This window comes from Brevibacterium sp. W7.2 (genome assembly GCF_018137945.1).
Classification (GTDB): Bacteria; Actinomycetota; Actinomycetes; order Actinomycetales; family Brevibacteriaceae; genus Brevibacterium; species Brevibacterium sanguinis.
In genome coordinates this window covers 1,798,587-1,820,594 of the sequence record NZ_CP073089.1, presented here as the reverse complement: position 1 = coordinate 1,820,594, position 22,008 = coordinate 1,798,587, and the positions used below count along the sequence as shown (strand labels likewise).

Annotated in this window: 24 protein-coding genes; all 24 read right to left on the bottom strand. The window is 70.7% G+C overall.

Annotated elements, in window-relative coordinates:
* Positions 1-166: 166 nt before the first annotated feature.
* The gene (lgt, locus tag J9315_RS08100) at positions 167-1,327 is read right to left on the bottom strand and encodes a prolipoprotein diacylglyceryl transferase (RefSeq protein ID WP_211979172.1); all 1,161 of its coding nucleotides are present in this window, start codon (positions 1,325-1,327) and stop codon (positions 167-169) included.
* A complete protein-coding gene (gene trpA / locus J9315_RS08095) occupies positions 1,324-2,130 on the bottom strand; it encodes a tryptophan synthase subunit alpha (RefSeq protein ID WP_211979171.1) in 807 nt (268 codons plus the stop codon). Before trpA ends, lgt begins: the two co-directional genes overlap by 4 nt.
* Entirely contained in the window at positions 2,127-3,341 is a 1,215-nt protein-coding gene (gene trpB, locus J9315_RS08090; protein ID WP_198498863.1) for a tryptophan synthase subunit beta, read from the bottom strand. The genes trpA and trpB overlap by 4 nt, the downstream gene beginning before the upstream one ends.
* Before the next feature lie 70 nt (positions 3,342-3,411).
* A complete protein-coding gene (gene trpC, locus J9315_RS08085) occupies positions 3,412-4,221 on the bottom strand; it encodes an indole-3-glycerol phosphate synthase TrpC (RefSeq protein ID WP_211979170.1) in 810 nt (269 codons plus the stop codon).
* Positions 4,218-4,487, bottom strand: coding sequence for an HGxxPAAW family protein (locus J9315_RS08080; protein WP_198498865.1), 270 nt, complete (start codon positions 4,485-4,487; stop codon positions 4,218-4,220). Before J9315_RS08080 ends, trpC begins: the two co-directional genes overlap by 4 nt.
* A 169-nt stretch (positions 4,488-4,656) precedes the next feature.
* Complete coding sequence (locus J9315_RS08075; protein WP_211979169.1) at positions 4,657-5,292, bottom strand: Trp biosynthesis-associated membrane protein; 636 nt, start codon at positions 5,290-5,292, stop codon at positions 4,657-4,659.
* Positions 5,289-6,827, bottom strand: coding sequence for an anthranilate synthase component I (gene trpE, locus J9315_RS08070; protein ID WP_211979168.1), 1,539 nt, complete (start codon positions 6,825-6,827; stop codon positions 5,289-5,291). The genes J9315_RS08075 and trpE overlap by 4 nt, the downstream gene beginning before the upstream one ends.
* Entirely contained in the window at positions 6,808-7,176 is a 369-nt protein-coding gene (hisI, locus tag J9315_RS08065; RefSeq protein ID WP_198498868.1) for a phosphoribosyl-AMP cyclohydrolase, read from the bottom strand. Before hisI ends, trpE begins: the two co-directional genes overlap by 20 nt.
* The gene (gene hisF / locus J9315_RS08060) at positions 7,173-7,937 is read right to left on the bottom strand and encodes an imidazole glycerol phosphate synthase subunit HisF (protein ID WP_198498869.1); all 765 of its coding nucleotides are present in this window, start codon (positions 7,935-7,937) and stop codon (positions 7,173-7,175) included. Before hisF ends, hisI begins: the two co-directional genes overlap by 4 nt.
* An 18-nt stretch (positions 7,938-7,955) precedes the next feature.
* Positions 7,956-9,458, bottom strand: a complete 1,503-nt coding sequence (locus J9315_RS08055; protein ID WP_211979167.1) for a carboxyl transferase domain-containing protein — start codon at positions 9,456-9,458, stop codon at positions 7,956-7,958.
* Between the two features lie 4 nt (positions 9,459-9,462).
* Positions 9,463-10,686 carry a CoA transferase gene (locus tag J9315_RS08050; RefSeq protein ID WP_211979166.1) on the bottom strand — a complete coding sequence of 408 codons (1,224 nt, stop codon included), beginning with the start codon at positions 10,684-10,686 and terminating at the stop codon, positions 9,463-9,465.
* A 2-nt stretch (positions 10,687-10,688) separates the two neighbouring features.
* On the bottom strand, positions 10,689-11,150 hold the full coding sequence (locus tag J9315_RS08045; RefSeq protein WP_198498872.1) for a PH domain-containing protein: 462 nt from the start codon (positions 11,148-11,150) through the stop codon (positions 10,689-10,691).
* Positions 11,131-11,970, bottom strand: a complete 840-nt coding sequence (gene hisG, locus J9315_RS08040) for an ATP phosphoribosyltransferase (protein WP_211979165.1) — start codon at positions 11,968-11,970, stop codon at positions 11,131-11,133. Before hisG ends, J9315_RS08045 begins: the two co-directional genes overlap by 20 nt.
* Before the next feature lie 28 nt (positions 11,971-11,998).
* Positions 11,999-12,262, bottom strand: coding sequence for a phosphoribosyl-ATP diphosphatase (locus J9315_RS08035; RefSeq protein ID WP_198498874.1), 264 nt, complete (start codon positions 12,260-12,262; stop codon positions 11,999-12,001).
* 45 nt (positions 12,263-12,307) lie between these two features.
* A complete protein-coding gene (locus J9315_RS08030) occupies positions 12,308-12,985 on the bottom strand; it encodes a nicotinamide mononucleotide transporter family protein (RefSeq protein WP_211979164.1) in 678 nt (225 codons plus the stop codon).
* 24 nt (positions 12,986-13,009) lie between these two features.
* Positions 13,010-13,675, bottom strand: a complete 666-nt coding sequence (gene rpe, locus J9315_RS08025; protein WP_211979163.1) for a ribulose-phosphate 3-epimerase — start codon at positions 13,673-13,675, stop codon at positions 13,010-13,012.
* Position 13,676: 1 nt separating this feature from the next.
* On the bottom strand, positions 13,677-15,050 hold the full coding sequence (locus J9315_RS08020) for a transcription antitermination factor NusB (protein ID WP_211979162.1): 1,374 nt from the start codon (positions 15,048-15,050) through the stop codon (positions 13,677-13,679).
* A 1-nt stretch (position 15,051) separates the two neighbouring features.
* On the bottom strand, positions 15,052-16,050 hold the full coding sequence (locus tag J9315_RS08015; RefSeq protein WP_211979161.1) for a methionyl-tRNA formyltransferase: 999 nt from the start codon (positions 16,048-16,050) through the stop codon (positions 15,052-15,054).
* A gap of 31 nt (positions 16,051-16,081) precedes the next feature.
* Positions 16,082-18,166, bottom strand: coding sequence for a primosomal protein N' (locus tag J9315_RS08010; protein ID WP_211979160.1), 2,085 nt, complete (start codon positions 18,164-18,166; stop codon positions 16,082-16,084).
* 2 nt (positions 18,167-18,168) lie between these two features.
* Positions 18,169-19,371, bottom strand: coding sequence for a methionine adenosyltransferase (gene metK, locus J9315_RS08005; RefSeq protein WP_211979159.1), 1,203 nt, complete (start codon positions 19,369-19,371; stop codon positions 18,169-18,171).
* Positions 19,368-20,669: a bifunctional phosphopantothenoylcysteine decarboxylase/phosphopantothenate--cysteine ligase CoaBC gene (coaBC, locus tag J9315_RS08000; protein ID WP_211979158.1), complete on the bottom strand. Its 1,302-nt coding sequence runs from the start codon at positions 20,667-20,669 to the stop codon at positions 19,368-19,370. The genes metK and coaBC overlap by 4 nt, the downstream gene beginning before the upstream one ends.
* Positions 20,666-21,013: a DNA-directed RNA polymerase subunit omega gene (gene rpoZ / locus J9315_RS07995; RefSeq protein ID WP_198498882.1), complete on the bottom strand. Its 348-nt coding sequence runs from the start codon at positions 21,011-21,013 to the stop codon at positions 20,666-20,668. The genes coaBC and rpoZ overlap by 4 nt, the downstream gene beginning before the upstream one ends.
* Positions 21,014-21,577, bottom strand: a complete 564-nt coding sequence (gmk, locus tag J9315_RS07990; RefSeq protein WP_198498883.1) for a guanylate kinase — start codon at positions 21,575-21,577, stop codon at positions 21,014-21,016.
* An 18-nt stretch (positions 21,578-21,595) separates the two neighbouring features.
* On the bottom strand, positions 21,596-21,907 hold the full coding sequence (gene mihF, locus J9315_RS07985; RefSeq protein ID WP_137823967.1) for an integration host factor, actinobacterial type: 312 nt from the start codon (positions 21,905-21,907) through the stop codon (positions 21,596-21,598).
* Positions 21,908-22,008: the final 101 nt, after the last annotated feature.

Sequence of the window (22,008 nt, the reverse complement as noted above, 5' to 3'; positions counted from 1 at the left end):
TCATTCTCCAGCAGACGACGCTGTCTCGAACTGGCTTCGGCATGCCCTGGGGAGATCGTCCTGCGGGCACAGGTGTGACGTGGTTCTCACGGTCGGATTACCAACTTACACCCCGTGAGGGCTCAACGTGAAAACGAGAAAGGACCGAAAGGTGAACCTCAACGTCTCAATTGCCGGACTTTTCGTCCTCTCCTCCGCGGTTCCGCGACCGCACATCGGGGATGATCGAGATCGCCGAGGTGACCGCTCCGAAGAACCCGAACCCGGGCTTCTCGTCGTCCCTGCCCCGCGGCTTCCGCCGCGCACCGGCCCGGTCGGCCGCCGTGTCATCGGCGGTCGCGGTGTCCTGCGCGGGAGCCTGGCCTTGCGCGGCTGAGCGGGTCGACGCGGCGCCTCCGCCGCCGGGCGTGCCGTCGTGGTCGGCCCCGTCGTCCTCGTGTCGGCCGTGCTTGGCCAGGGCGCGGGCGCCGGGCACGTAGATCGTCGACTCGGGCTCCTTGTGGCGTGAGCGGGAGACGAGGAACCAGATGAGTCCGACGGCGAAGACGAGGATCGATGTCCAGATGTTGAGCCGCAGGCCGAGGACGAGTTCGGCGTCGTCGATGCGCAGCGCCTCGATCCACACGCGTCCGAGCGTGTAGTAGCAGATGTAGAGCGCGAAGACCTGGCCGTGGCCGAGGCGGAATTTCCGCGCGGCGACGATGAGGATGAGGCAGCCGGCGAGGTTCCACAGGGATTCGTAGAGGAACGTCGGCTGGAAGAGCGTGTCGGCCGGCAGCGCGGGATCCGGCCAGTTCGGGTTGAGCTGCCCGTCGATGAACTTGTCGATGCGCAGACCCCACGGCAGGGTCGTCGGGGCGCCGAAGAGCTCCTGGTTGAACCAGTTGCCCCACCGGCCGACGGCCTGGGCGAGGATGAGCCCGGGGGCGGCGGCGTCGAGGAACGGGAGGATCCGGATCCCCTGATAGCGGGCGACGAGCCACGCCGCGAGCATGCCGAGCGCCACGGCGCCCCAGATGCCGAGGCCGCCGTTCCAGATCTTGAACGCATCGAGCGGGTTGCCGTTGGGCCCGAAGTACGGGTCAGGGGTGGAGAAGACGTGGTAGAGGCGTCCGCCGATGATGCCCGCGGGCACGGCGATGATCGCGATGTTCCACAGGTCGTCCTCGTGTCCGCCCATCGCCCGCCAGCGCCGCGAGGTCAGCCACAGGGCGAGCAGGATGCCGGCGAGGATGCACAGCGCGTACGCGTGGATCGTCAGCGGCCCGATGGAGAATCCGCTCCACGTGGGAGACGGAATCGCAGCGGTGATGTCGACGGGGCTCATGCACAGCCTTCCCTGAGTTGCGCGGCGAGATCGGACAGGGCGGCCACGCCGCCGTCGTCGAGGCTGCGGACGAGAGCGGAGCCGACGATGACGCCGTCGGCGTAGGCGGCGACCTCGGCGGCCTGGTCCCGGGTCGAGACGCCGAGGCCGACGCACGCGTGCGGGGCGCCTGCCTCGCGGAGGCGGGAGACGAGGTCGCGGGCATGGTCGTCGACGGACGTGCGCACCCCGGTCACCCCCATCGTCGAGGCCGCGTAGACGAAGCCGCGGCTGGCGGAGACGATGCGGCTGATGCGCTCGGGGGTCGAGGACGGAGCGGCGAGGAAGATGCGGTCGAGGTCGTACTCGTCGGAGGCGGCCAGCCAGTCGGCGGCTTCGTCGGGGATGAGGTCGGGGGTGATGATCCCGGCCCCGCCGGCGGCGTCGAGGTCGCGGGCGAACGCGTCGACGCCGTACTGGAGGACGAGGTTCCAGTAGCTCATGACCACCGGCGTCCCGCCCGCCTCGGCGACGGCGCTGACGGCCGCGAAGACGTCCTTCGTGCGCACCCCGCCGGCCAGGGCCTGCTCGGCGGCGCGCTGGATGACCGGCCCGTCCATGCCCGGGTCGGAGTACGGGAGGCCGACCTCGACGATGTCGACGCCGGAGTCGACGAGGGCGGTCATCGCCTCGATCGACCCTGCGACGGTGGGGAACCCGACGGGCAGGTAGCCGATGAGGGCGGCGCTGCGTCCGGAGTCCGCGATCGCGTCGAGCGTCGCCCCGGTGCGGGGACCTGCCTGCGTCTCTGTCGTGCCTGTCATACCTGCACGGCTCCTTCGTCGAAGTAGTCGAACCACGTGGCGGCCGTGGTCATGTCCTTGTCGCCGCGGCCCGAGAGGTTGACGAGGAGGACCGCGTCGGGGCCGAGCTGTCGGCCGACCCGCATCGCCCCGGCCAGCGCATGGGCGGATTCGATCGCGGGGATGATGCCCTCGGTGCGGGCGAGCAGCTGCAGGGCCTCCATCGCCTCGTCGTCGACGACGGGTTCGTAGGTGACGCGGCCGGCATCGTGGAGGTACGAGTGCTCGGGTCCCACCGACGGGTAGTCGAGACCTGCCGAGACCGAGTGCGAGGGCCGTGTCTGGCCGTCCTCGTCCTGGAGGATGTAGGTCGCCGACCCGTGGAGGACGCCGGGGCGACCCCCGGAGAAGCGGGCGGCGTGCCGTCCGGAGTCGATGCCCTCTCCCCCGGCCTCGAAGCCGTAGATGCGGACCTCGGGGTCGTCGAGGAACGCCGCGAAGATGCCCATCGCGTTCGATCCGCCGCCGACACAGGCGAGCACGGCGTCGGGCAGGCCGCCGGTGGCCTCGCGCAGCTGGTCGCGGGCTTCGTCGCCGATGACGCGCTGGAACGCGCGGACCATCGCGGGGAACGGGTGGGGACCGGCGACGGTGCCGATGACGTAGTGCGTGCTGCCGACGTTGGCGACCCAGTCGCGCATCGCCTCGTTCATCGCGTCCTTGAGGGTGCGGGTGCCGTTCGTCACGGCGTTGACCTTCGCCCCGAGCAGCCGCATCCGGGCGACGTTGAGCGCCTGGCGCTGCGTGTCCTCCTCGCCCATGTAGACCTCGCACTCCATGTCGAGGAGGGCCGCGGCGGTCGCCGTGGCGACCCCGTGCTGGCCGGCGCCGGTCTCGGCGATGAGCCGGGTCTTGCCCATCCGCTTGGCGAGCAGAGCCTGACCGAGGGCGTTGTTGATCTTGTGGCTGCCCGTGTGGTTGAGATCCTCCCGTTTGAGGAACACGCGGGCCCCGCCGCAGTGGGCGGAGAACCGCTTGGCCTCGGTGAGCAGGCTCGGGCGCCCGATGTAGGACACCTGCAGCTCGTGCAGCTCGGCCCCGAACTCCGGATCGACCTGGGACTTGCGCCAGGTCTCCTCGATCTCATCGAGGGCCGGGATGAGGGCTTCGGGAATGAACCTGCCGCCGAACGCACCGAAATACGGTCCGGTCTCCTGGCTGGTCTCGGTCATGGTGCGTCCTTTGCGGGTCGTGGTGCGTCCGGCACCGAGGCGGCCGGGGCCGTCTCGGGCGCCGTGCGGGTCAGCGGCTGGGGTGGGGCGTCCGGGGTGTCCGGGCGGCCCGACCGGCGGCGGTGAAGGCGGCGACGGCCGCGGCGGGATCGCCGTCGCGGACGAGGGCTTCGCCGACGAGGGCGACGTCGGCGCCGTCGCGCGCGTAGTCCTCGATGTCGGTTACCGAGGCGACCCCCGACTCGGCGACGAGCGTGGCCTCGGCCGGGGCGAGGGCCGCCAGCGGTGCGAATCGTCCCGTGTCGACGCTGAGGTCCTTGAGGTTGCGGGTGTTGACGCCGATGAGGCGGGCGCCGATGTCGATCGCGGTGGCGAGTTCGGCTTCGCTGTGGGTCTCGACGAGCGCGGTCATCCCGAGGGAGGCGGCGAGGTCGTGGAACTCCCGCAGCTGGGCGGGGCTGAGCGCGGCGACGATGAGGAGGACGAGGTCGGCGCCGTGGGCGCGGGCCTCGTGGAACTGGTACTCGTCGACCATGAAGTCCTTGCGGAGGACGGGCAGGTCGACGGCCGCGCGAACCGCGTCGAGGTCGGCGAGGCTGCCGGAGAAGCGCCGGCCCTCGGTGAGCACGCTGATCGCCCGGGCGCCGCCGGCGGCGTAGAGGCCGGCGAGTGTCCCCGGATCGGGGATCGTCGCGAGATCTCCGCGGGAGGGCGAGCGGCGCTTGACCTCGGCGATGACCCCGAAGTCGGCGCTGAGGTCGAAGGGGCGGACGGCCGGTGCGGCCGCTGTCGCGTCGCGGACGGCCGTCAGCGGGACCTCGCGCCGACGGGCGGCGAGGTCCTCGGTCACCCCGGTGACGATGTCGTCGAGGACGGTCATGTGCGCTTCGGCTTGTTTCCCAGTCCGACGGCGCGCAGGATGATGCCGACGATGAGGCCGAGAACGGTGACGCCGCCGCCGATGTAGGTGATCATCGGGGCATGGATCGTGAAGCCCACGCAGCCGATCGAGAGTCCGATGAGCATGATGATGACGCCGGTCCACCCGGCGACGGAGTTGCCGTGACCGGGATCGGCGATCGCAGCGTAGTCGATCGTGGACTTATCGAGATCGGCGGCACCCGAGCGGGCGACTGATTGCGACATGGTGCTCCTTATGCTGACGTGCACGTGATGGGTCTATTGTGTCATGTCCGAGGTGGTGAGTTCGCATCGACGCGACCTGCAGGACAGGGTCGGGGCAGGATCGTCATGTCCGGAATGCTGATTCCGCATCGACGCGAGAGGCGAGACGTGGCAGACGCCACACGCGCACTCAGGAACTCCGGCTGCTTGTCGGACCGTCGTCGTTGCGCGGGGACTCGTCCTCCGCCGCCTGCGCGTCTGAGGGCTGTGCATCCGCGGACTGCGCGTCCGCGGATTCCGCCGCCGCCTCGGCGCCGGCCTCCTCGCGTCCGGTCTCCACTTCGTCGCCGCGGGAGAGCGCATCCCACGTCGCGGCCGAGTCGAATTCGCCGCCGGCGCCTTCGGCGCTGCGGGCGTACCGATTCGACCCCGTCCAGGTCCGCGAGGCGTAGGCGACCCAGCCGATGACGATGACGCCGACGACGGCGGCGAGCAGCGCGACGATCGGCCATGAGGTCGCCCCCGGGGCACCGATCGCGGTGATCGCGCTGACCCCGTAGCCGAGTGCCGCGAGCTCCGCGAGACCGAAGATGACGAAGCGGCCGATGCGGCCGAACATCGCCGAGAGCAGCCCGCACACAGCGATGATCGCCACGCACGCGGTGGCCACGGGCGAGGCCTGCGTCGTCTCGGCCTGGCCGGGCATCGCGACTCCCGCGGGACCGAGAGTCTCGCTGCTCGCCCCCGCCTGCCACGTGGCCAGGGTGATCGCCCACATGCCGGCGGCGACGACGAGGACGAGGAGGACTCCGCGGGATTTGGTCATCGTGCTCCTTCCGTCAGGCGCTGGACCCGACCGGCTGCTGCGGCGGCTGCGAGCACCGCGGCCGCCTTGTTCTCGGACTCACGATACTCCGTCTCCGGCTGGGAGTCGGCGACGATCCCGCCGCCGGCGAAGACGCTCATCACCCCGCGGGCGAGCACCCCGGTGCGGATGGCGATCGCGAGATCGAGGTCACCGGTGAAGGAGAGGTAGCCGACGACTCCCCCGTAGAGTCCGCGCCCGACGACCTCGAGCTCGTCGATGATCTGCAGGGCACGCGGCTTCGGGGCCCCGGAGAGGGTGCCGGCGGGAAAGGTCGCCCGCAGCACGTCGATGCCGTCGTGGCCGTCGGCGACCTCGCCGCGCACGGTCGAGGAGATGTGCATGATGTGGCTGAAGCGCTCGATGTCCATGAAGGTGCTGACATCGACCGTGCCCGCGGTGCAGACCTTCGCGAGGTCGTTGCGGGCGAGGTCGACGAGCATGAGATGCTCGGCGCGCTCCTTCTCATCGCGGAGCAGCTCCCTCGCGAGCCGGTCGTCGTCCTCCGGGGTCGCCCCGCGGGGACGGGACCCGGCGATGGGGTGGGTGACGACGGTGCCGGAGCGGACCGTGACGAGGGCCTCGGGCGAGGAGCCGATGATGCTCACCGGCTGCCCGTCTGCGTCGTGGAGGCCCAGCAGGTACATGAACGGCGAAGGGTTCGAGTGCCGGAGCATGCGGTAGACCATGAGCGGGTCGGCGTCGCAGTCGGTGTCGAAGCGCTGGCCGAGGACGACCTGGAAGATCTCCCCGTCGACGATGTCCTGCTTCGCGCGCTCGACTCCGGACAGGTAGTCCGCCCGCGGTGTGCGGGTGCGCACCTGCGGTGTCGTGGCCACCGGGACGACCGCCTCGGCGGGAGCAGGACGGGAGAGCCGGGCGAGCATCGTCTCGATCCGCGCCACTCCGGCCGCGTACGCCTCGTCGATGCCGGTGTCGGCCCCGTTGACGTTGACGACGTTGGCGACGAGGGTGAGCGTGCCCGAATAGTGGTCGTAGACGGCGATGTCGCCGGGGATCATCAGCTGCACGGTCGGCAGGCGATGCTCGTCGGGATTGGCGGTGCCGAGCTTCTCGAACTCCCGGATGATGTCCCACCCGAAGTACCCGACGAGGCTCGAGACCATGGGCGGCAGATCGCTCGTGTCGATCTTGAGCAGCTCGAGCGTCGCCGAGACCGCGTCGAGGACGCTGCCGGTCTCGGGCACCCCGACCGGCGGCGTGCCCGTCCAGGTGAAGCCCTCGGGGGTGGTGACGAGCGTCGCCACAGGGGCGGAGCCGATGAACGAATAGCGCGCCCAGGCCCCGGCCTCGGCGGATTCGAAGAGGAACGACCCGGGACCGCCGTCGGTGAGCTTCCGGTAGAGGCTCAGGGGCGTGTCGGTGTCGGCGAGGACCTCGGTGTGGACGGGCACGAGCCGGTGGTCGGCGCCGGCGGCGCGGAACTCGGCGAGGCTCGGGCGGATGGTCAGCGGTTCAGTCGCGTGCGTCGTCACTGATCGTCCTTCCGGTGAAGCAGGTCGCGGTCAGAGTGTGGCAGGCCGGTCCCGTCTGGTCGACGGTCATGAGGAGGGCGTCGGCGTCGCAGTCGAGGGCGAGCGAGCGCAGCGCCTGGGTGTGGCCCGACGTCTCCCCCTTGACCCAGTGCTCCTGCCGGGACCGCGACCAGTAGACGGCGCGGCGTTCGGCCAGTGTCCTCTCGACGGCGGTGCGGTCCATCCACGCGAGCATGAGGACCTCGCGCGTCGTCGCCTCCTGGACGACGACGGGGATGAGCCCGCCGGGCCCGAAGCTGATGATCTCGCGCCAGTTCTCCGGCGTCGCATCGATCTGCTGCTGACTCATCGGACATCGAACCCTTCTGCGCGCAGTGCGTCCTTGACCTCGGCGATGGTGAGCGTCCCGAAGTGGAAGACGCTCGCGGCGAGCAGGGCATCGGCCCCGGCCCGCACGGCGGGGGCGAAGTGCTCGACCTTCCCGGCGCCGCCGGAGGCGATGAGCGGGACGCCCACAGCCTGACGGGCGGCGGCGATGAGTTCGAGGTCGAAGCCCTCACGGGTGCCGTCGGCGTCGATCGAGTTGAGCAGGATCTCGCCCACCCCGCGGTCGGCGGCCTCGCGGATCCAGTCGATCGCGCAGCGGCCCGTGCCCTCACGTCCGCCGCGCACGGTGACCTCGAAGCCCGACGGTGTCGTCGTCTCCCGGGTGCGCCGGGCGTCGAGGGAGAGGACGAGCACCTGGTTGCCGAAGTGCCGGGAGATGTCGCTGATGAGCTGCGGATCGACCACCGCCGAGGTGTTGACGGAGATCTTGTCCGCGCCGTCGCGCAGGAGCCGGTCGACGTCGTCGACGCTGCGCACTCCCCCGCCGACGGTGAGCGGGATGAACACCTGCTCGGCGCTGGCCCGGACGACATCGTGGACGGTCTCCCGGTCGCCGCTGCTCGCGGTGACGTCGAGGAACGTCAGCTCGTCGGCCCCGGACTCGCCGTAGACACGTGCGAGTTCGACCGGGTCTCCGGCATCCCGGAGGTCGGCGAAGCGCACGCCCTTGACGACGCGTCCCTCATCGACGTCGAGGCACGGGATGACTCTCACGGCAACCATGGTTCTCTTCTCTCTTCTCTAGATCCCGAGCGTGCGGTAGCGCTCCATGCGGCGGGCCAGCCGGCGCTCTGACTGCGCCCGCATGAGCTCGATGAGCTCGAACTCGAGGGTCTGTCCGACCCGGGCGACGAAGTCGAGGGGTTCGTCGCTGGCATCGGGATGTTCGGCGATGATCCGGTCGACGACTCCCGTGGCGAGCAGCTGGGGAGCGTGGACGCCCTGGCTCTGCGCCATCTGCGGGGCGAAGTCGGTCGTCCGGTGGACGATCGCCGAGGCGCCCTCGGGCGGCAGCGGCGACAGCCAGCCGTTCTCGGCGCTGAGCACGCGGTCGGCGGGGATGAGCGCGAGCGCCCCGCCGCCGGAGCCCTCCCCGAGGATGAGGGAGACGGTGGGGGCGTCGAGGTTCGCGAGCTCGGCGAGCGAGCGCGCGATCTCTCCGGCCATCCCGCCCTCCTCGGCGGATTGGGACAGGGCGGCGCCGGGGGTGTCGATGACGGTGACGAGCGGCAGGTCGAGCTCTCTGGCCAGGCGCATGCCGCGGCGGGCCTCCCGCAGCGCGGCCGGACCGAGCGGTGCCCGCGAGTCCTGCCGGAAGCGGTCCTGGCCGAGGACGATGCACGGGGCGGAGCCGAACTTCGCGAGCGCGAGCAGCAGCCCGGGATCCTTCTCCCCCTCCCCGGTGCCGTTGAGCGGGAGCACCGTGTTCGCCGCGGTGCGCAGGAGATCGCGGACGCCCGGGCGTTCGGGACGGCGGGACCGGGTGATCGCCGCCCACGCATCCGACTCGGGGTCGATCGTGCCCGGGCGGGTGTCCGGGTCGGGCACGCGCGGAGGCACCTCCTTGGCGCCCATGAGGACGTCGAGGACCCGGGAGACCGTCGTCTGGATCCGCTCGGGACCGATGACGGCGTCGATGATCCCGTGCTTGTGGAGGTTCTCCCCGGTCTGCACACCCTCGGGGAACGACTCGCCGTAGAGGGCTTCGAAGACGCGGGGGCCGAGGAAGCCGATGAGGGATCCGGGTTCGGCGACGGTGACGTGGCCCATCGAGCCCCACGAGGCGAACACGCCGCCGGTCGTGGGATGCCGAAGGTAGACGAGGTAGGGCAGACCGGCCCGACGGTGGGCGACGACGGCGTTGGTGATCTTCACCATCGAGAGGAACGCGACGGTGCCCTCCTGCATCCGGGTGCCCCCGGAGGCGGGACCGGCGAGCAGCGGCAGGCCCTCGAGCGTGGCCCGCTCGATCGCGTCGACGAGCCGCTGGGCGGCGGCGACGCCGATCGATCCGGCGAGGAACCGGAACTCTCCGGCGACGACGGCGACCCGGCGGCCGCCGATCGTGCCCTCCCCGGTGATGATCGCCTCGTCGACCCCGGACTTCTCACGGGCCGCGGCGAGTTCGGCGGCATAGTCCTCGGAGATGCCTCCGGCGGGGGTGATGGGGGCCTCGTCCCAGGAGACGAAGGACCCCTCATCGACGACGATGTCGACGAGTTCGTGCGCGTTCAGCCTCGCCATCGTCTCAGTCCCCGCCCTCGGGCGCCGACTCGCCGGTGAGCCACGCCGCGATCGCCTCGGCGTCCTCATCGAGCAGCGGCGGGGCCTCGTGCGTCCTCTTCGTCGTCTCGACCTCCCCGTCGGCTCCCGTGTCGAAGAACCGCAGCGGGGGTCCGGGCAGGTCGATGTCGCCGAGCACGGGGTGGTCGACGGAGACCTTGAGCCCCTGGCTCAGCGCCTGCTCCCAGTCGTAGACCTCGGCGAGGGTGCGCACCGTGCCGGCGGGGATGCCCGCGGCGCTGAGCTTCTCGAGCAGCTGCGCGGACGTGAAGTCGGCGAAGCGGGATTCGATGAGGGCGATGACGGCCGGGCGGTTGGCCACGCGCTCGGCGTTGTCGGCCATGCCCGGGGTGGCCGGGTCGATGTCGAAGGCCGCGGCGAACTTCTGCCAGAGGCTCTCGTTGCCCACGGAGATCTGCACGGCCCCGTCCTGGGAGGCGAAGAGGCCGTACGGGGACAGGGACGGGTGGTGGTTGCCGCCGGGCTGCGGGTTCTCCCCGGCCACGGTGGCCCGGGTTCCCTGGAACGCGTGGACGCCGACCATGCCGGCGATGAGCGAGGTGCGCACGATCTTCCCGCGCCCGGTGCGCTCGCGCTCGAGCAGGGCGGCGAGCACCCCGTAGGAGCCGTAGATGCCGGCGAGCAGGTCGGCGATCGGCACGCCCACCCGCTGCATGTCCTCAGGCCCGGACCCGGTCAGGGACATCAGTCCCGCTTCGCCCTGGGCGATCTGGTCGTAGCCGGCGCGGGCGGCCTCCGGCCCGTCGTGGCCGAAGCCGGTGATCGAGAGGATGACGAGGCGCGGGTTGATCTCCAGGCACGTGGCCGGGGAGAACCCGAGGCGGTCGAGGACGCCGGTGCGGAAGTTCTCGATGAGGACGTCGGCGCGGGCGATGAGCGCCCGCAGCGTGTCCTTGCCGGTCTCGGATTTGAGGTCGAGGGCGATCGACTCCTTGTTCCGGTTCGCGGAGAGGAAGTACGTCGCCTGCGGATCGTCGGCGGGACCGACGAAGGGCGGACCCCACGAGCGGGAGTCGTCGCCGCGGCCGGGGTTCTCGACCTTGATGACCCGGGCGCCGAGGTCGCCGAACATCATTCCCGCGTGCGGACCCGCGAGGGCGCGGGAGAGATCGATGACGGTGTACCCGCTCAGCGGCCCCTCACCTGTGGCCGGTGCGTCGTCGAACATGCCTAGTCCTCCTCATATGTGGTCCATGTGGTCACGAGCTTACGCAGTCGGGCGACCTCGTCGTAGGCGCGGGGGCCGTCGGCGTGCTGGACGGCCATGACCGCGCACGTCGAACCGTCGGCGAGGTCGAGGATCGCCCACGGGTCGTCGCCGTACGTCGAGAACGTCACCCCGAGGATCTGCCCCCAGCCGAACCGGCGGGTGCGCACGATGTTGCGCACCGTCAGCCCCGCCTCGTCGGGGCGGGCCTCGATGCTGCCGACCCGCAGGAGGGCGGCTGCGAAGAGGACGCCGAGGAGGTTCATCCACACGACGTCGAACCACGTCCACGGCCGCCAGTCGACGACGAGGAGGGCGACGGAGAGCACCGCGAAGCCGACGAAGACGACGGCCGCGCCGACGAAGCCGAGCACGCGGACCCGCCGGGGCCGGAAGACGGCGAACTCAGATGCGGCAGGCGCCAATGTTCGTCACCAGGATCGCGCGCGCACCGACCGCGTAGAGGCGGTCCATGACGTTGTTCACGGACTTCGCCTCGACCATGACCCGCACGGCCACCCAGCCGGTCTCCTGCAGCGGGGAGACCGTCGGCGATTCGAGTCCCGGGGTCAGGCTGATCGCCTCGGGCACGAGGCGCTCTTCGATGTTGTAGTCGACGAGCACGTACTGGCGGGCGACCATGACGGATTCGAGGCGGCGCTTGAGCACCTCGATCGAGGCGTCGGCGCCGTCGCGCTGGACGAGGACGGCTTCGGACTCGAGCATCGGCTCCCCGAAGGTCTCGAGGCCCGCCGCCCGCAGGGTGCTGCCGGTCTCGACGACGTCGGCGACGGCATCGGCGACGCCGAGCTGGATCGAGACCTCGATGGCGCCGTCGAGCTGGACGGTCTCGGCCGTGATGCCCCGGGCGTCGAGGTCGGTCTGGACGAGATGCGGGAAGCTCGTGGCGATCCGCTTGCCGGCGAGTTCGTCGACGCTGTCGTAGCGGCCGCGCTCCCCGGCGTAGAAGAAGCGGGAGTTCCCGAAGCCGAGGCCGATGACCTCCTGGGCCTTCGCCTGGGATTCGAGGAGGAGGTCGCGACCGGTGATCCCGGCGTCGAGGATGCCGGAGCCGACGTAGACGGCGATGTCGCGGGGGCGCAGGTAGAAGAACTCGACCCCGTTCGTCTCGTCCCGGTGGACGAGGGTCTTCGATCCGCGCCGGGTCGAGTACCCGGCTTCGCTGAGCATGTCGGTGGCGGCTTCGGAGAGGATGCCCTTGTTGGGCACGGCTACACGCAGCATGGCGTCCTTTGCGAGGAGGAGAGGAAGGTCACAGGTGGGCGTTGACGTCGTCGAGGCTTAAGTCCTTGGCGATCATGAGCACCTGGAGATGGTAGAGCAGCTGGGAGATCTCCTCGGCGAGCTCGTCCGGCGTCTCGTACTCCGCGGCCATCCACACCTCGGCGGCCTCCTCGACGATCTTCTTCCCGATCGCATGGACTCCCGCGTCGAGTTCGGCGACGGTCTTCGATCCGGCGGGCCGGTCGAGGGACTTGGCGAGGAGTTCAGCGTAGAGAGAGTCGAAGGTCTTCACGTGATCCAGGGTAGACCATCGCCGCTGCGTGCCCTGACCGGGGTCTCAGGTCCCGGACGCGGCATCCGGGCCGCGGGTGATGTCGGTCGCACCGGTGTGCGGGGCGGAGATCGTCTGCTTCGAGCGCTTCGACCAGTCGAGGAAGCCGATGACGACCATGACGAGGAAGATGAGGTAGACGGCGCCGGAGAAGACGAGTCCCCCGGCCACGGCCAGCGGGATGCCGACGAGGTCGACGGCGAGCCAGACGAACCAGAACTCGACGATCGCCCGTCCCTGGGCGTACATCGCCACGAGGGAGCCGATGAAGATGTAGGCGTCGGGGTAGGGGTTCCACGACCAGCCGCCGACGGAGAGGATGTACCCGAAGACGGCGGTGCCGATGACGAGGGCGGCGATGAGCCCGATCCGCTCCTTCCACGTCGCCCACCGGACGACGACCTCGCCCTTGACCTCCTGCGACTTCCGCCACTGCGTCCATCCCCAGACGGCGGCGACGATGATGACGACCTGGCGGGAGGCATTGCCGCCGAGACCGGCCGAGAGCGAGGCGGAGAAGAGGAGGATCGACCCGAGGATCTGCACCGGCCAGGAGAGGATGTTCCGCTTGAGGGCGAGGACGACGGTGGCCAGCGCGCAGATGTTGCCGAAGAGATCCGAGTACGGCACGGGTTTGCCGAGCAGCTCGAAGGCCGGGGTGTTGAGCCAGGAGAGGAATTCCATGATGTGCCTCGGATCGCGGGTCGGTCAGTGGGTGTGGGAGGCGGAGGCGAGGCTGCGGAGCTCGGCGATCGCCGCGGCCGCATCCTCGGCGCTGTAGACGGCGGACCCGGCGACGAGGACGTCGGCACCGGCGTCGACGACGCGCTCGACGGTCGCGGCGGAGACGCCGCCGTCGACCTGCAGCCTGATCTCGAGTCCGGAGGCGGAGATCGCCTCCCGGGTGCGGGCGATCTTCGGCAGGCACACGTCGAGGAATTTCTGCCCGCCGAAGCCGGGTTCGACGGTCATGATGAGGATCTGGTCGAATTCGGGCAGGAGGTCGATGTAGGGCTCGATCGGGGTCGCGGGCTTGAGCGCGAGGCTCGCCTTCGCCCCCAGCCGCCGCAGCTCCCTGGCCAGTCGCACGGGGGCCGCGGCCGCCTCGGCGTGGAAGGTCACCGAGGCGCACCCGAGCTCCGCGTACACGGGCGCGTTGCGGTCGGCGTCGGCGATCATGAGGTGCGCGTCGAGCGGGATCGGGCTGATCGCCTGGATCCGCTCGACGACGGGCGGGCCGAAGGTGAGATTGGGCACGAAGTGGTTGTCCATGACGTCGATGTGGGCCATGTCCGCCGTCGCGATCTTCTCAAGCTCCCCGCGGAGGTCGGAGAAATCGGAGGAGAGGATGCTCGGGTTGATCTCGATCGCCATATCAGTTCGCCTTCTTCAGCAGGGCCAGGAACATTCCGTCGGTGTCGTGGACGTGGGGCCACAGCTGCGCGTAGCGGCCGTCGCCGCGGCTGACCGAGGCGAAGGAGTCGGCCTCGGCGCCGGTGACAGCGGCGAGCACGGCCGGGGTGTCGAGGATCTCCACGTCGTCGCCGGTCTCCTTCCGCCGCCGGCGGAGGACGTCGTCGACGACGAGGACGGTCTCCGCATAGTGAGGTGAGCACGTCGAGTAGGCGACGACGCCGCCAGGCGCCGCCGCGTCGAGGGCGGAGGCGAGGATCTCCCGCTGGAGCGCGGCCAGGGCGTTGACGTCGTCGGGGCTGCGCCGGTACCGGGCCTCGGGCCGGCGCCGCAGCGCACCGAGGCCGGTGCAGGGGACGTCGACGAGGATCTTCGCGTACGGGCCCTCGGCGTCTCGGGCATCGGCGACGCCGACGGTGACGTTGTCGAGCGCCTGGGTCGAGGTCTCGACGAGGGAGGCCCGGTGCGGGCTCGAGTCGAACGCGTCGAGGGACTCGCCCTCGGTGCGGGCGCGGGCGGCGAGGACAGCGGCCTTCCCGCCGGGGCCCGCGCAGAGGTCGGCCCACGTCCCGTCCGGGGCGGCCGCCTCGGCGAGTGCGAGGGCGACGAGGGCGGAGCCTTCGTCCTGGACGCGGGCGCGACCGTCGGCGACGGCGGGGATGTCCTTGGGCACGGCCGTCTCGAGGTGGACGCCGAGCGGCGAGAGCGGGGTCGGGGTGCCGGGCAGCGCGCTGCGGTCGAGGAGTCCCGGCAGGGCGGTGACGGCGACCTGGGCCGGAGTGTTGTCGGCGGTGAGCAGCGCATCGAGTTCGCCGGCGTCGCGGCCGTGGCCCTTGAGCGCCTGGGTGAGCGCCCGGACGATCCATTCGGGATGCGAGCTGGCGATCGCCTGCCGGGCGGTCTCCGAGCGCCCCTGCCCGACCCGGTCGAGCCAGGTCTGCCGGTCGGCCTCGGAGACCCGGCGCAGCACCGCGTTGACGAAGCCCGCGGTCTTCGGGGCCGCGTATTTGACGACTCCGACGGTCTCGGAGAGCGCGGCGTGGTCGGGCACGCGCATCGCGAGGATCTGGTGGGCGCCCATCCGCATCGCCGCGAGCGGTTCGGGGTCGATCTGCGTGACCGGTCGACCGGCGGCGTGGGCGATGACGGCGTCGTAGAACTCCTGTCCGCGCAGGGTGCCGTACGTGAGTTCGGTGGCGAACGCGGCGTCCTGGGGGTTCAGGTGCGTGCGGGCGATCTTCGCCGGCAGCAGGAGGTTCGCGTACGCGTCCTTCGTGTCGACGTCGGTGAGCACCTCCCACGCGAGCCGGCGGGGCAGGTTGGGCTTCTGGGCCATCTCAGGCCTCCTTGCTCGTCGTGGCGCGGCCGGCGTCGGCCGGTGCGGCGGCGTCGATGCGGACCTCGCCGTGTCCGCGCAGATAGTCGGCCGCGCTCATGCGGGGTTTGCCGAAGGGCTGGATCTCGCTCACGCGCAGCCAGCCGTCCCCGACCCCGAGCACGGCGGCACCGTCGTGGGAGGTGAGCAGGCCGACCTCCGCCGAGGCGGTCGGGGCCGGAGTCGGGGCGGCGTCGCCTCCCACCGGGGTGAGGCCGAAGAGCTTCGTCCGCTTCCCGTCGACCGTCACCCACGGTCCCGGTGCGGGGCTGACCCCGCGGGAGCGGGCGACGACCTCGGCACCGGGGCGGGTGAGGTCGAGGTGGGCGTCGGCGGCGGTGATCTTCTCGGCATGGCTCGGCTGAGCGCCTGCGGCGATGAGCGCGTCCTGCGGGGTGAAGTCCGCGGTGCCGGCGGCGAGATCGTCGAACGCGGCGACGAGTTCGCCGGCCCCGACCGCGGCGTAGGCGGCCAGTGCCGCGGCGGCGTCGTCCTGATCGAGCGGCAGGGTGCGGGTGCGCACGACATCGCCGGTGTCCATGCCGGTGTCGATCCGGAAGACGCTCACCCCGCTCGTCGTCTCCCCCGCGATGAGGGCGCGCTGGATCGGGGCGGCCCCGCGGTGGGCGGGCAGGAGCGAGAAGTGGAGGTTGAACCAGCCGAGTCGCGCCGTCGACAGCGCTGCGGGTCCGGCGATCGCGCCGTAGGCGACGACGGCGACGGCATCGGCGCCGATCTCCCGCAGCTGCCCGATGACGTCCCCGCGCAGACGATCGGCTTCGATGACGGGCAGTCCGAGCTCGAGCGCCCGGGCCTTGACGGGTGAGGGGGTGAGGACGCGCTTGCGGCCGACCGGGGCGTCGGGACGGGTGAGCACCGCGCGGACCGTGTGGTCGGAGGCGACGAGCGCCTCGAGCGCGGGAACGGCGACCTCCGGGGTGCCGGCGAAGACGATATCCACAGAAAGAGATTGTACGTCGTGGGCGCCGGGCTCAGAGCGACCGGGGATCGTCGATGCGCACCCGCACCTGCGGCAGCTTCTTCGCCGAGCGCGCCGCCGTCGTCTCGGCCAGGCGCGTGCCGATGTGGGGGCCGGCGGCGATCGGGAAGGCGGCGACGACGCGCTGACCGTCCTCGTCGTCGTCGCGGATGAGTTCGGTGAGCTCCGGCACCTCGGCGAGCACGGCGTCGATGTCGGTGCCGGGACCGGTGAGTTCGACGATCCGGCGGTACGGCGGGAACCCGAGCTCCCGGCGGTCGGCCAGCGACCGCGTCATCGTCACGGCGGGGTCGAAGGTCGTCAGCGCCCCGCGGATCGTCTCATCGGCATCACCGAGGTAGACGACTCCCCCGTCGGTGCGCGAGCGGACGAGGGAGGCCGCCCGCATCCGCCGCCGCACCCCTTCGTCGCTCGCCCGCATCCACGGGCCCGGCCACAGGGTGTCGAGGAGGATCCCCGCGGCGTAGCCGCCGATCGCGTAGGGTTCGGCGCCGGTCGTCGCGACGACGACGCGGGGGGCGAAGTCGAGGGCGACGGGGATGTCGTCTCCCCCGGATTCGACGATCTCGATGCCCGGCAGCGCCTTGACCAGCTCCTCGACGGTGCGGGTGCGTCCGCGCACGATAGAGCGCACCTGGTGGGAGCGGCAGCGCGCGCACGTGAAGGTCTCGGAGTGGTACCCGCACGTCCGACACGCGAAGGGCCCGACCTCGGACTGGGTCGACAGCGGCGATTCGCACACCGGGCAGCGGGCCGTCTCCTGGCATCGCGCGCACGCGAACACCGGGTAGTACCCGCCGCGGGGGACCTGGACGAGGACGGGGCCGGGCGCGCTCCCGTCCCGGGGCTTGAGCGCCGCGCGCATGATGTCCCACGCCCGGGTGGGGATCCGCTGCCACGCGTAGGGGTCGCGCTCCTCGTCGGGGACGACGACGAGCGGTGAGGAGCTGCGGCGGGCCGCGGCAGCGGGGCTGATGTCGCGCAGCCACCCGATCTCGACGAGCCGCTCGACCTCGGCGCTGCGGTCGGTCGAGGCGAAGAGGAGACCGGTCTCCTCGAGGTTCGACCGGAGCAGGCTGACCTCCCGCGCGTGCGGGTAGGGGGCGTGCTGGTCGAGGTAGTTCTGGTTCGCGTCGTCGAGGCAGATGATGACGCCGAGGTCGGCGAGCGGGGCGAAGGCGGCGGCGCGAGTGCCGATGATCAGGCGGGTGTCGCCGAGGAGGCCACGCAGCCACGCCGCCCACCGCTGCTCCGGTGACTGGTCGGCGTGGAGGGCGGTGTACTCGGTGATCTGCCCGCCGCGGGCGATCTCGGCCTCGAGCGCTGCCGAGAGCACCGCGATCTCCCGGTGGTCGGGGACGAGCCAGAGCACGGCGGCACCCCGGGCCAGAGCGGCCCGCGCGGCGCGCAGTCCCGCGGTGATCCACCCGAGGCCGGGGGTGGTGCCGGGAGTGAAGGTGAGCGCGAGGCGGGCGCGGTCGGACCCGGCGGTGCCGGGATCGCCGTCGGTGACCTCGGTGCCGGCCTCGATGACCCACTCGCCGAGGGCGTCGACGATCGGGGGCTCCTCGGGGGCGTCCTCGTCTCGGCCGGGATCGTCCCGGCCGGGCTCGTCGCCTGCGGTCTTGCCGCCGGTCTCCCCCATCTGCCGCCGCTCGATCGCGCGGAGCACGGCCTTCTCGGCGCGGGCGTGGCGGGGTGGGATCGCGAGCCGGAGCACATCGGGCAGGGTGCCCGCGTACCGGGTGGCGACGGCCTCGCAGAGTTCGAGGAGGGCGGGGGTGAGCACGGGCAGCGGGCTTGTGATCCGCTCGATGACGGCGAGCGGACCGATGTGGTCGCTCTCGTCCGCGCGTTCGAGGATGAACCCGTCACGGAGCCGGCCGGCGAACTTCACGCGCACCCGCACCCCCGGCTGCGCCGCCTCGGCGAGCTTCTCCGGGACGGCGTAGTCGAAGGCGCGCGCGAGATGCGGGACCGGGTGGTCGACGAGGACGCGGGCGACGGGCGCGTCCGGGGCGAGCGGCACCTGCCCCACAGCGGTGGTGCCGGTCGCGATGGGAAGGGGCTCGTCCACTCTCAGTGCGCGGACACGGCGCGCAGCAGGTCGTCGGCGCGGTCGGTCCTCTCCCACGTGAAGTCGGGCAGCTCACGGCCGAAGTGACCGTACGTCGAGGTCTGCGAGTAGATCGGGCGGAGCAGGTCGAGTTCGCGGATGATCATCGCCGGGCGCAGGTCGAAGACCTCGCGGATGGCCTTGGTGATCGCCGCGGGGTCGACCTTCTCGGTGCCGAAGGTCTCGACGTAGAGGCCCATCGGGTCGACCCGGCCGATCGCGTAGGAGACCTGGACCTCGGCGCGGTCGGCGAGTCCCGCGGCGACGATGTTCTTCGCCACCCAGCGCATCGCGTAGGCAGCCGAGCGGTCGACCTTCGAGGGGTCCTTGCCGGAGAACGCGCCGCCGCCGTGGCGGGAGAAGCCGCCGTAGGTGTCGACGATGATCTTGCGCCCCGTCAGTCCCGCATCGCCCATCGGGCCGCCGGTGACGAAGGGCCCGGCGGGATTGATGTGGATCTTCTCATTGCCGCGGTCGAGTCCCGAGGCCTCGGCGATCGGGCCGACGACGAACTCCTCGATGTCAGCCTTGAGCTGGTCCTGGGAGATGTCGGCGGCATGCTGGGTGGAGACGACGATGTTCTCGAGCGAGACCGCGGTGTCCCCGTCGTAGCCGATCGTCAGCTGGGTCTTGCCGTCGGGGCGGAGGTAGGACAGCTCCCCGGACTTGCGGACGGCGCTGAGCTTCTCGGCCATCCGGGAGGCGAGGTGGATGGGCAGGGGCATGAGGACGTCGGTCGCGTTGTCGGCGTAGCCGAACATCAGACCCTGGTCCCCGGCGCCCAGCGACGAGCCGTGGTCGGTCTCGAGCGCCTCGCGGAAGTCGAGCGGGTTCGTCACCCCGGAGTGGATGTCGAGAGACTGGCTGCCGATCGAGACCGACACACCGCACGAATGGCCGTCGAAGCCGGTGTCCGAGGAGTCGTAGCCGATGCCGGTGATGAGGCTGCGGACGATGCCGGCGACATCGGCGTACGCGTCGGTGTTGACCTCACCGGCGACGTGGACGAGCCCGGTCGTCACCATCGTCTCGACGGCGACCTTCGCGTTCGGGTCCTTGGAGAGGAGGTCGTCGAGCACGGCGTCGCTGATCTGATCGCAGATCTTGTCGGGGTGGCCTTCGGTGACGGATTCGGAGGAGAAGTAGCGCAGTTCGGATGTACTCACGGCGTCGATTCTACTGGGGTGGTGCGGCGGGCGATTTCGGCAACGACCTTTTGCGCAACATCGTCCTTCGTGCCCGCCAGCGTCGCCGCGTCGACGACGTCGGAGCCACCGTCCCCGGCGGCGAGGATGACGACCTCGGTGACGTCGTGGCCGAAGGCGCGGTCGGCGGAGACGTCGTTGAAGACGAGGAGGTCGGCGCCCTTGCGACGGAACTTCGCCTCGGCGTACTCGTGTGCGGTGTGGGCGGCGTCGCCGGTCTCGGCGGCGAAGCCGACGATGAACTGGCCGGGTCGGCGGTCGGCGACGAGCCCGGCGAGGACGTCGGGGTTCTGGACGAGTTCGATGCTCATCCCCTCGTCCCCGGACTTCTTGAGCTTCGCATCGGCGAGCCGGGCCGGCCGGAAGTCGGCGACGGCGGCGGCCATGATGATGATGTCGGCGTGCTCGGCCGCCGTGGCCATCGCGGCCTGGAGGTCGAGGGTCGATTCGATCGGGGTCACGGTGATGCCGGCAGGCAGGTCGGCGAGCAGTCCGGAGTCGACGTGCGCGGCGACGAGTTCGACCTGCGCGCCGGCGGCGAACGCGGCGCGGGCCAGCGCGATGCCCTGTTTGCCCGAGGAGCGGTTGCCGAGGAACCGGACGGGGTCGAGCGCCTCTCGGGTGCCGCCGGCGCTGACGACGACGCGCCTGCCGCTCAGGGGGCCCGTGGAGTCGGTGCCTGCCGTGCCGGCCTGGGCAGCGGCGGTCTCAGTCGTGCCGGCCTCGGTCGTATCGGCCTGGGCCGCGGCGAGGGCGAAGGCGACGATCTCCTCGGGTTCGGGCAGGCGCCCCGGTCCGGAGTCGGGTCCGGTGAGACGGCCGACGGCGGGGTCGAGGACGTGGACACCGCGCTCGCGCAGCGTCGCGATGTTCGCCACGGTCGCGTGGTTGTGCCACATCTCCGTGTGCATCGCAGGCGCCACGACGATCGGCGCCGTCGTCGTGAGCACCGAGGCGGTGAGCAGGTCGTCGGCGAGGCCGGCGGCGATCTTCGCGATCGTGTTCGCCGTGGCCGGGGCGACGATGAGGAGCTCGGCCTCATGGCCGATGCGCACATGGTTGACCTTGTCGACCTCGTCGAAGACGTCGGTGGTCACGGGCTGTCCCGACAGCGCTTCGAAGGTCGGGGCGCCGACGAACTTCAGGGCGTCGGCGGTGGGCACGACCGTGACGGTGTGCCCGAGCTCCCGGAGGCGCCGGATGACGTGCGCCGATTTGTAGGCGGCGATCCCACCGGCGACTCCGAGGACGATTCTCACTGGTCGCTGAAGTCGATCGCGCCGTCGGTGTTCACGGGCGCCTCGGCGGTCTCCTCGACGGTCGTCGTCGCGAAGTCGGCTTCGCTGATCTCACGGGAGACGATCTTGCCCTCGTTGATCTCGCGCAGGGCGATCGACAAGGGCTTCTCGTGGGGTTCCGGGGTGACGAGCGGTCCGACGTTCTCGAGCAGACCCTCCTGCAGCTGTGCGTAGTAGGAGTTGATCTGGCGCGCACGCTGAGCGGCGACGGACACGAGTTCGTACTTCGAGCCGGTGACGGTGAGGAGTTCGTCGATCGGCGGATTGGTGATGCCTTCGGGCTGAGCAGGCAAGGGGTGTCCCATCTAATCGAGTGTGGATATACCCATCAATTGTATGAGTTCTTCTGCCGCAGTGCGAACACTGTCGTTGACGATGGTGACGTCGAACTCGGATTCGGCGGCGAGTTCGGCCCGCGCCGTGGTCAGCCGCCTCGCCTGCTCCTCGGCGCTCTCGGTGCCGCGCCCGGTGAGCCGGCAGACGAGTTCGTCCCAGGTCGGCGGGGCGAGGAAGACGAAGAGGGCGTCGGGCATCTTCGCCTTGACCTGGCGCGCCCCCTGCAGGTCGATCTCGAGCAGGGAGGGGATGCCTTCGGCGAGGTGCTGCCGCACGGGCCCCGACGGGGTGCCGTAGCGGTGGCGGCCGTGGACGACGGCGTACTCGAGCATCTCGTCGCGGGAGATGAGCCCGTCGAACTCGTCGTCGGAGACGAAGTGATAATGAACACCGTCGATCTCACCGGGGCGCCGGGGCCGCGTCGTCGCAGACACCGAGAACCAGATCTCGGGGTGGTGCTGTCTGATATAGGAGCTGATGGTGCCTTTTCCGACTGCGGTGGGTCCCGCGAGAACGGTGAGTCGAGTGTTCACAGATCTAAAGTGTCACACTCAGGAGTATTTCTCCAACAGGGCGTTCTTCTGGTGCACGCCGAGGCCCTTGATGCGCCGCGATGAGGCGATCCCGACCTCTTCCATCGCCGCTTCGGCCCGGCGATCGCCCACTCCGGGCAGCGACCGGAGGAGGTCGAGCACGCGCATCTTCGCGAGTGCTTCGTCCTTCCCTGCCTTCTTGAGCACTGCCGCAAGATCGGTCTCACCGCTCTTGAGGGCCGACTTCACCTCGGCGCGCACCTGTCGAGCCTTGAACGCTTTGTCAAGAGCGGCCGAACGCTGTTGCGGGGTCAATGGTTCGAGTGCCACATTATCTCCTCTGTCACCATGAACGGGCAGGTAGGGAAGTTGCTTCAGTCTAAAACACAAACCATGACAACCGACACAGCGCAGGGAAGAAAATCCGCGCC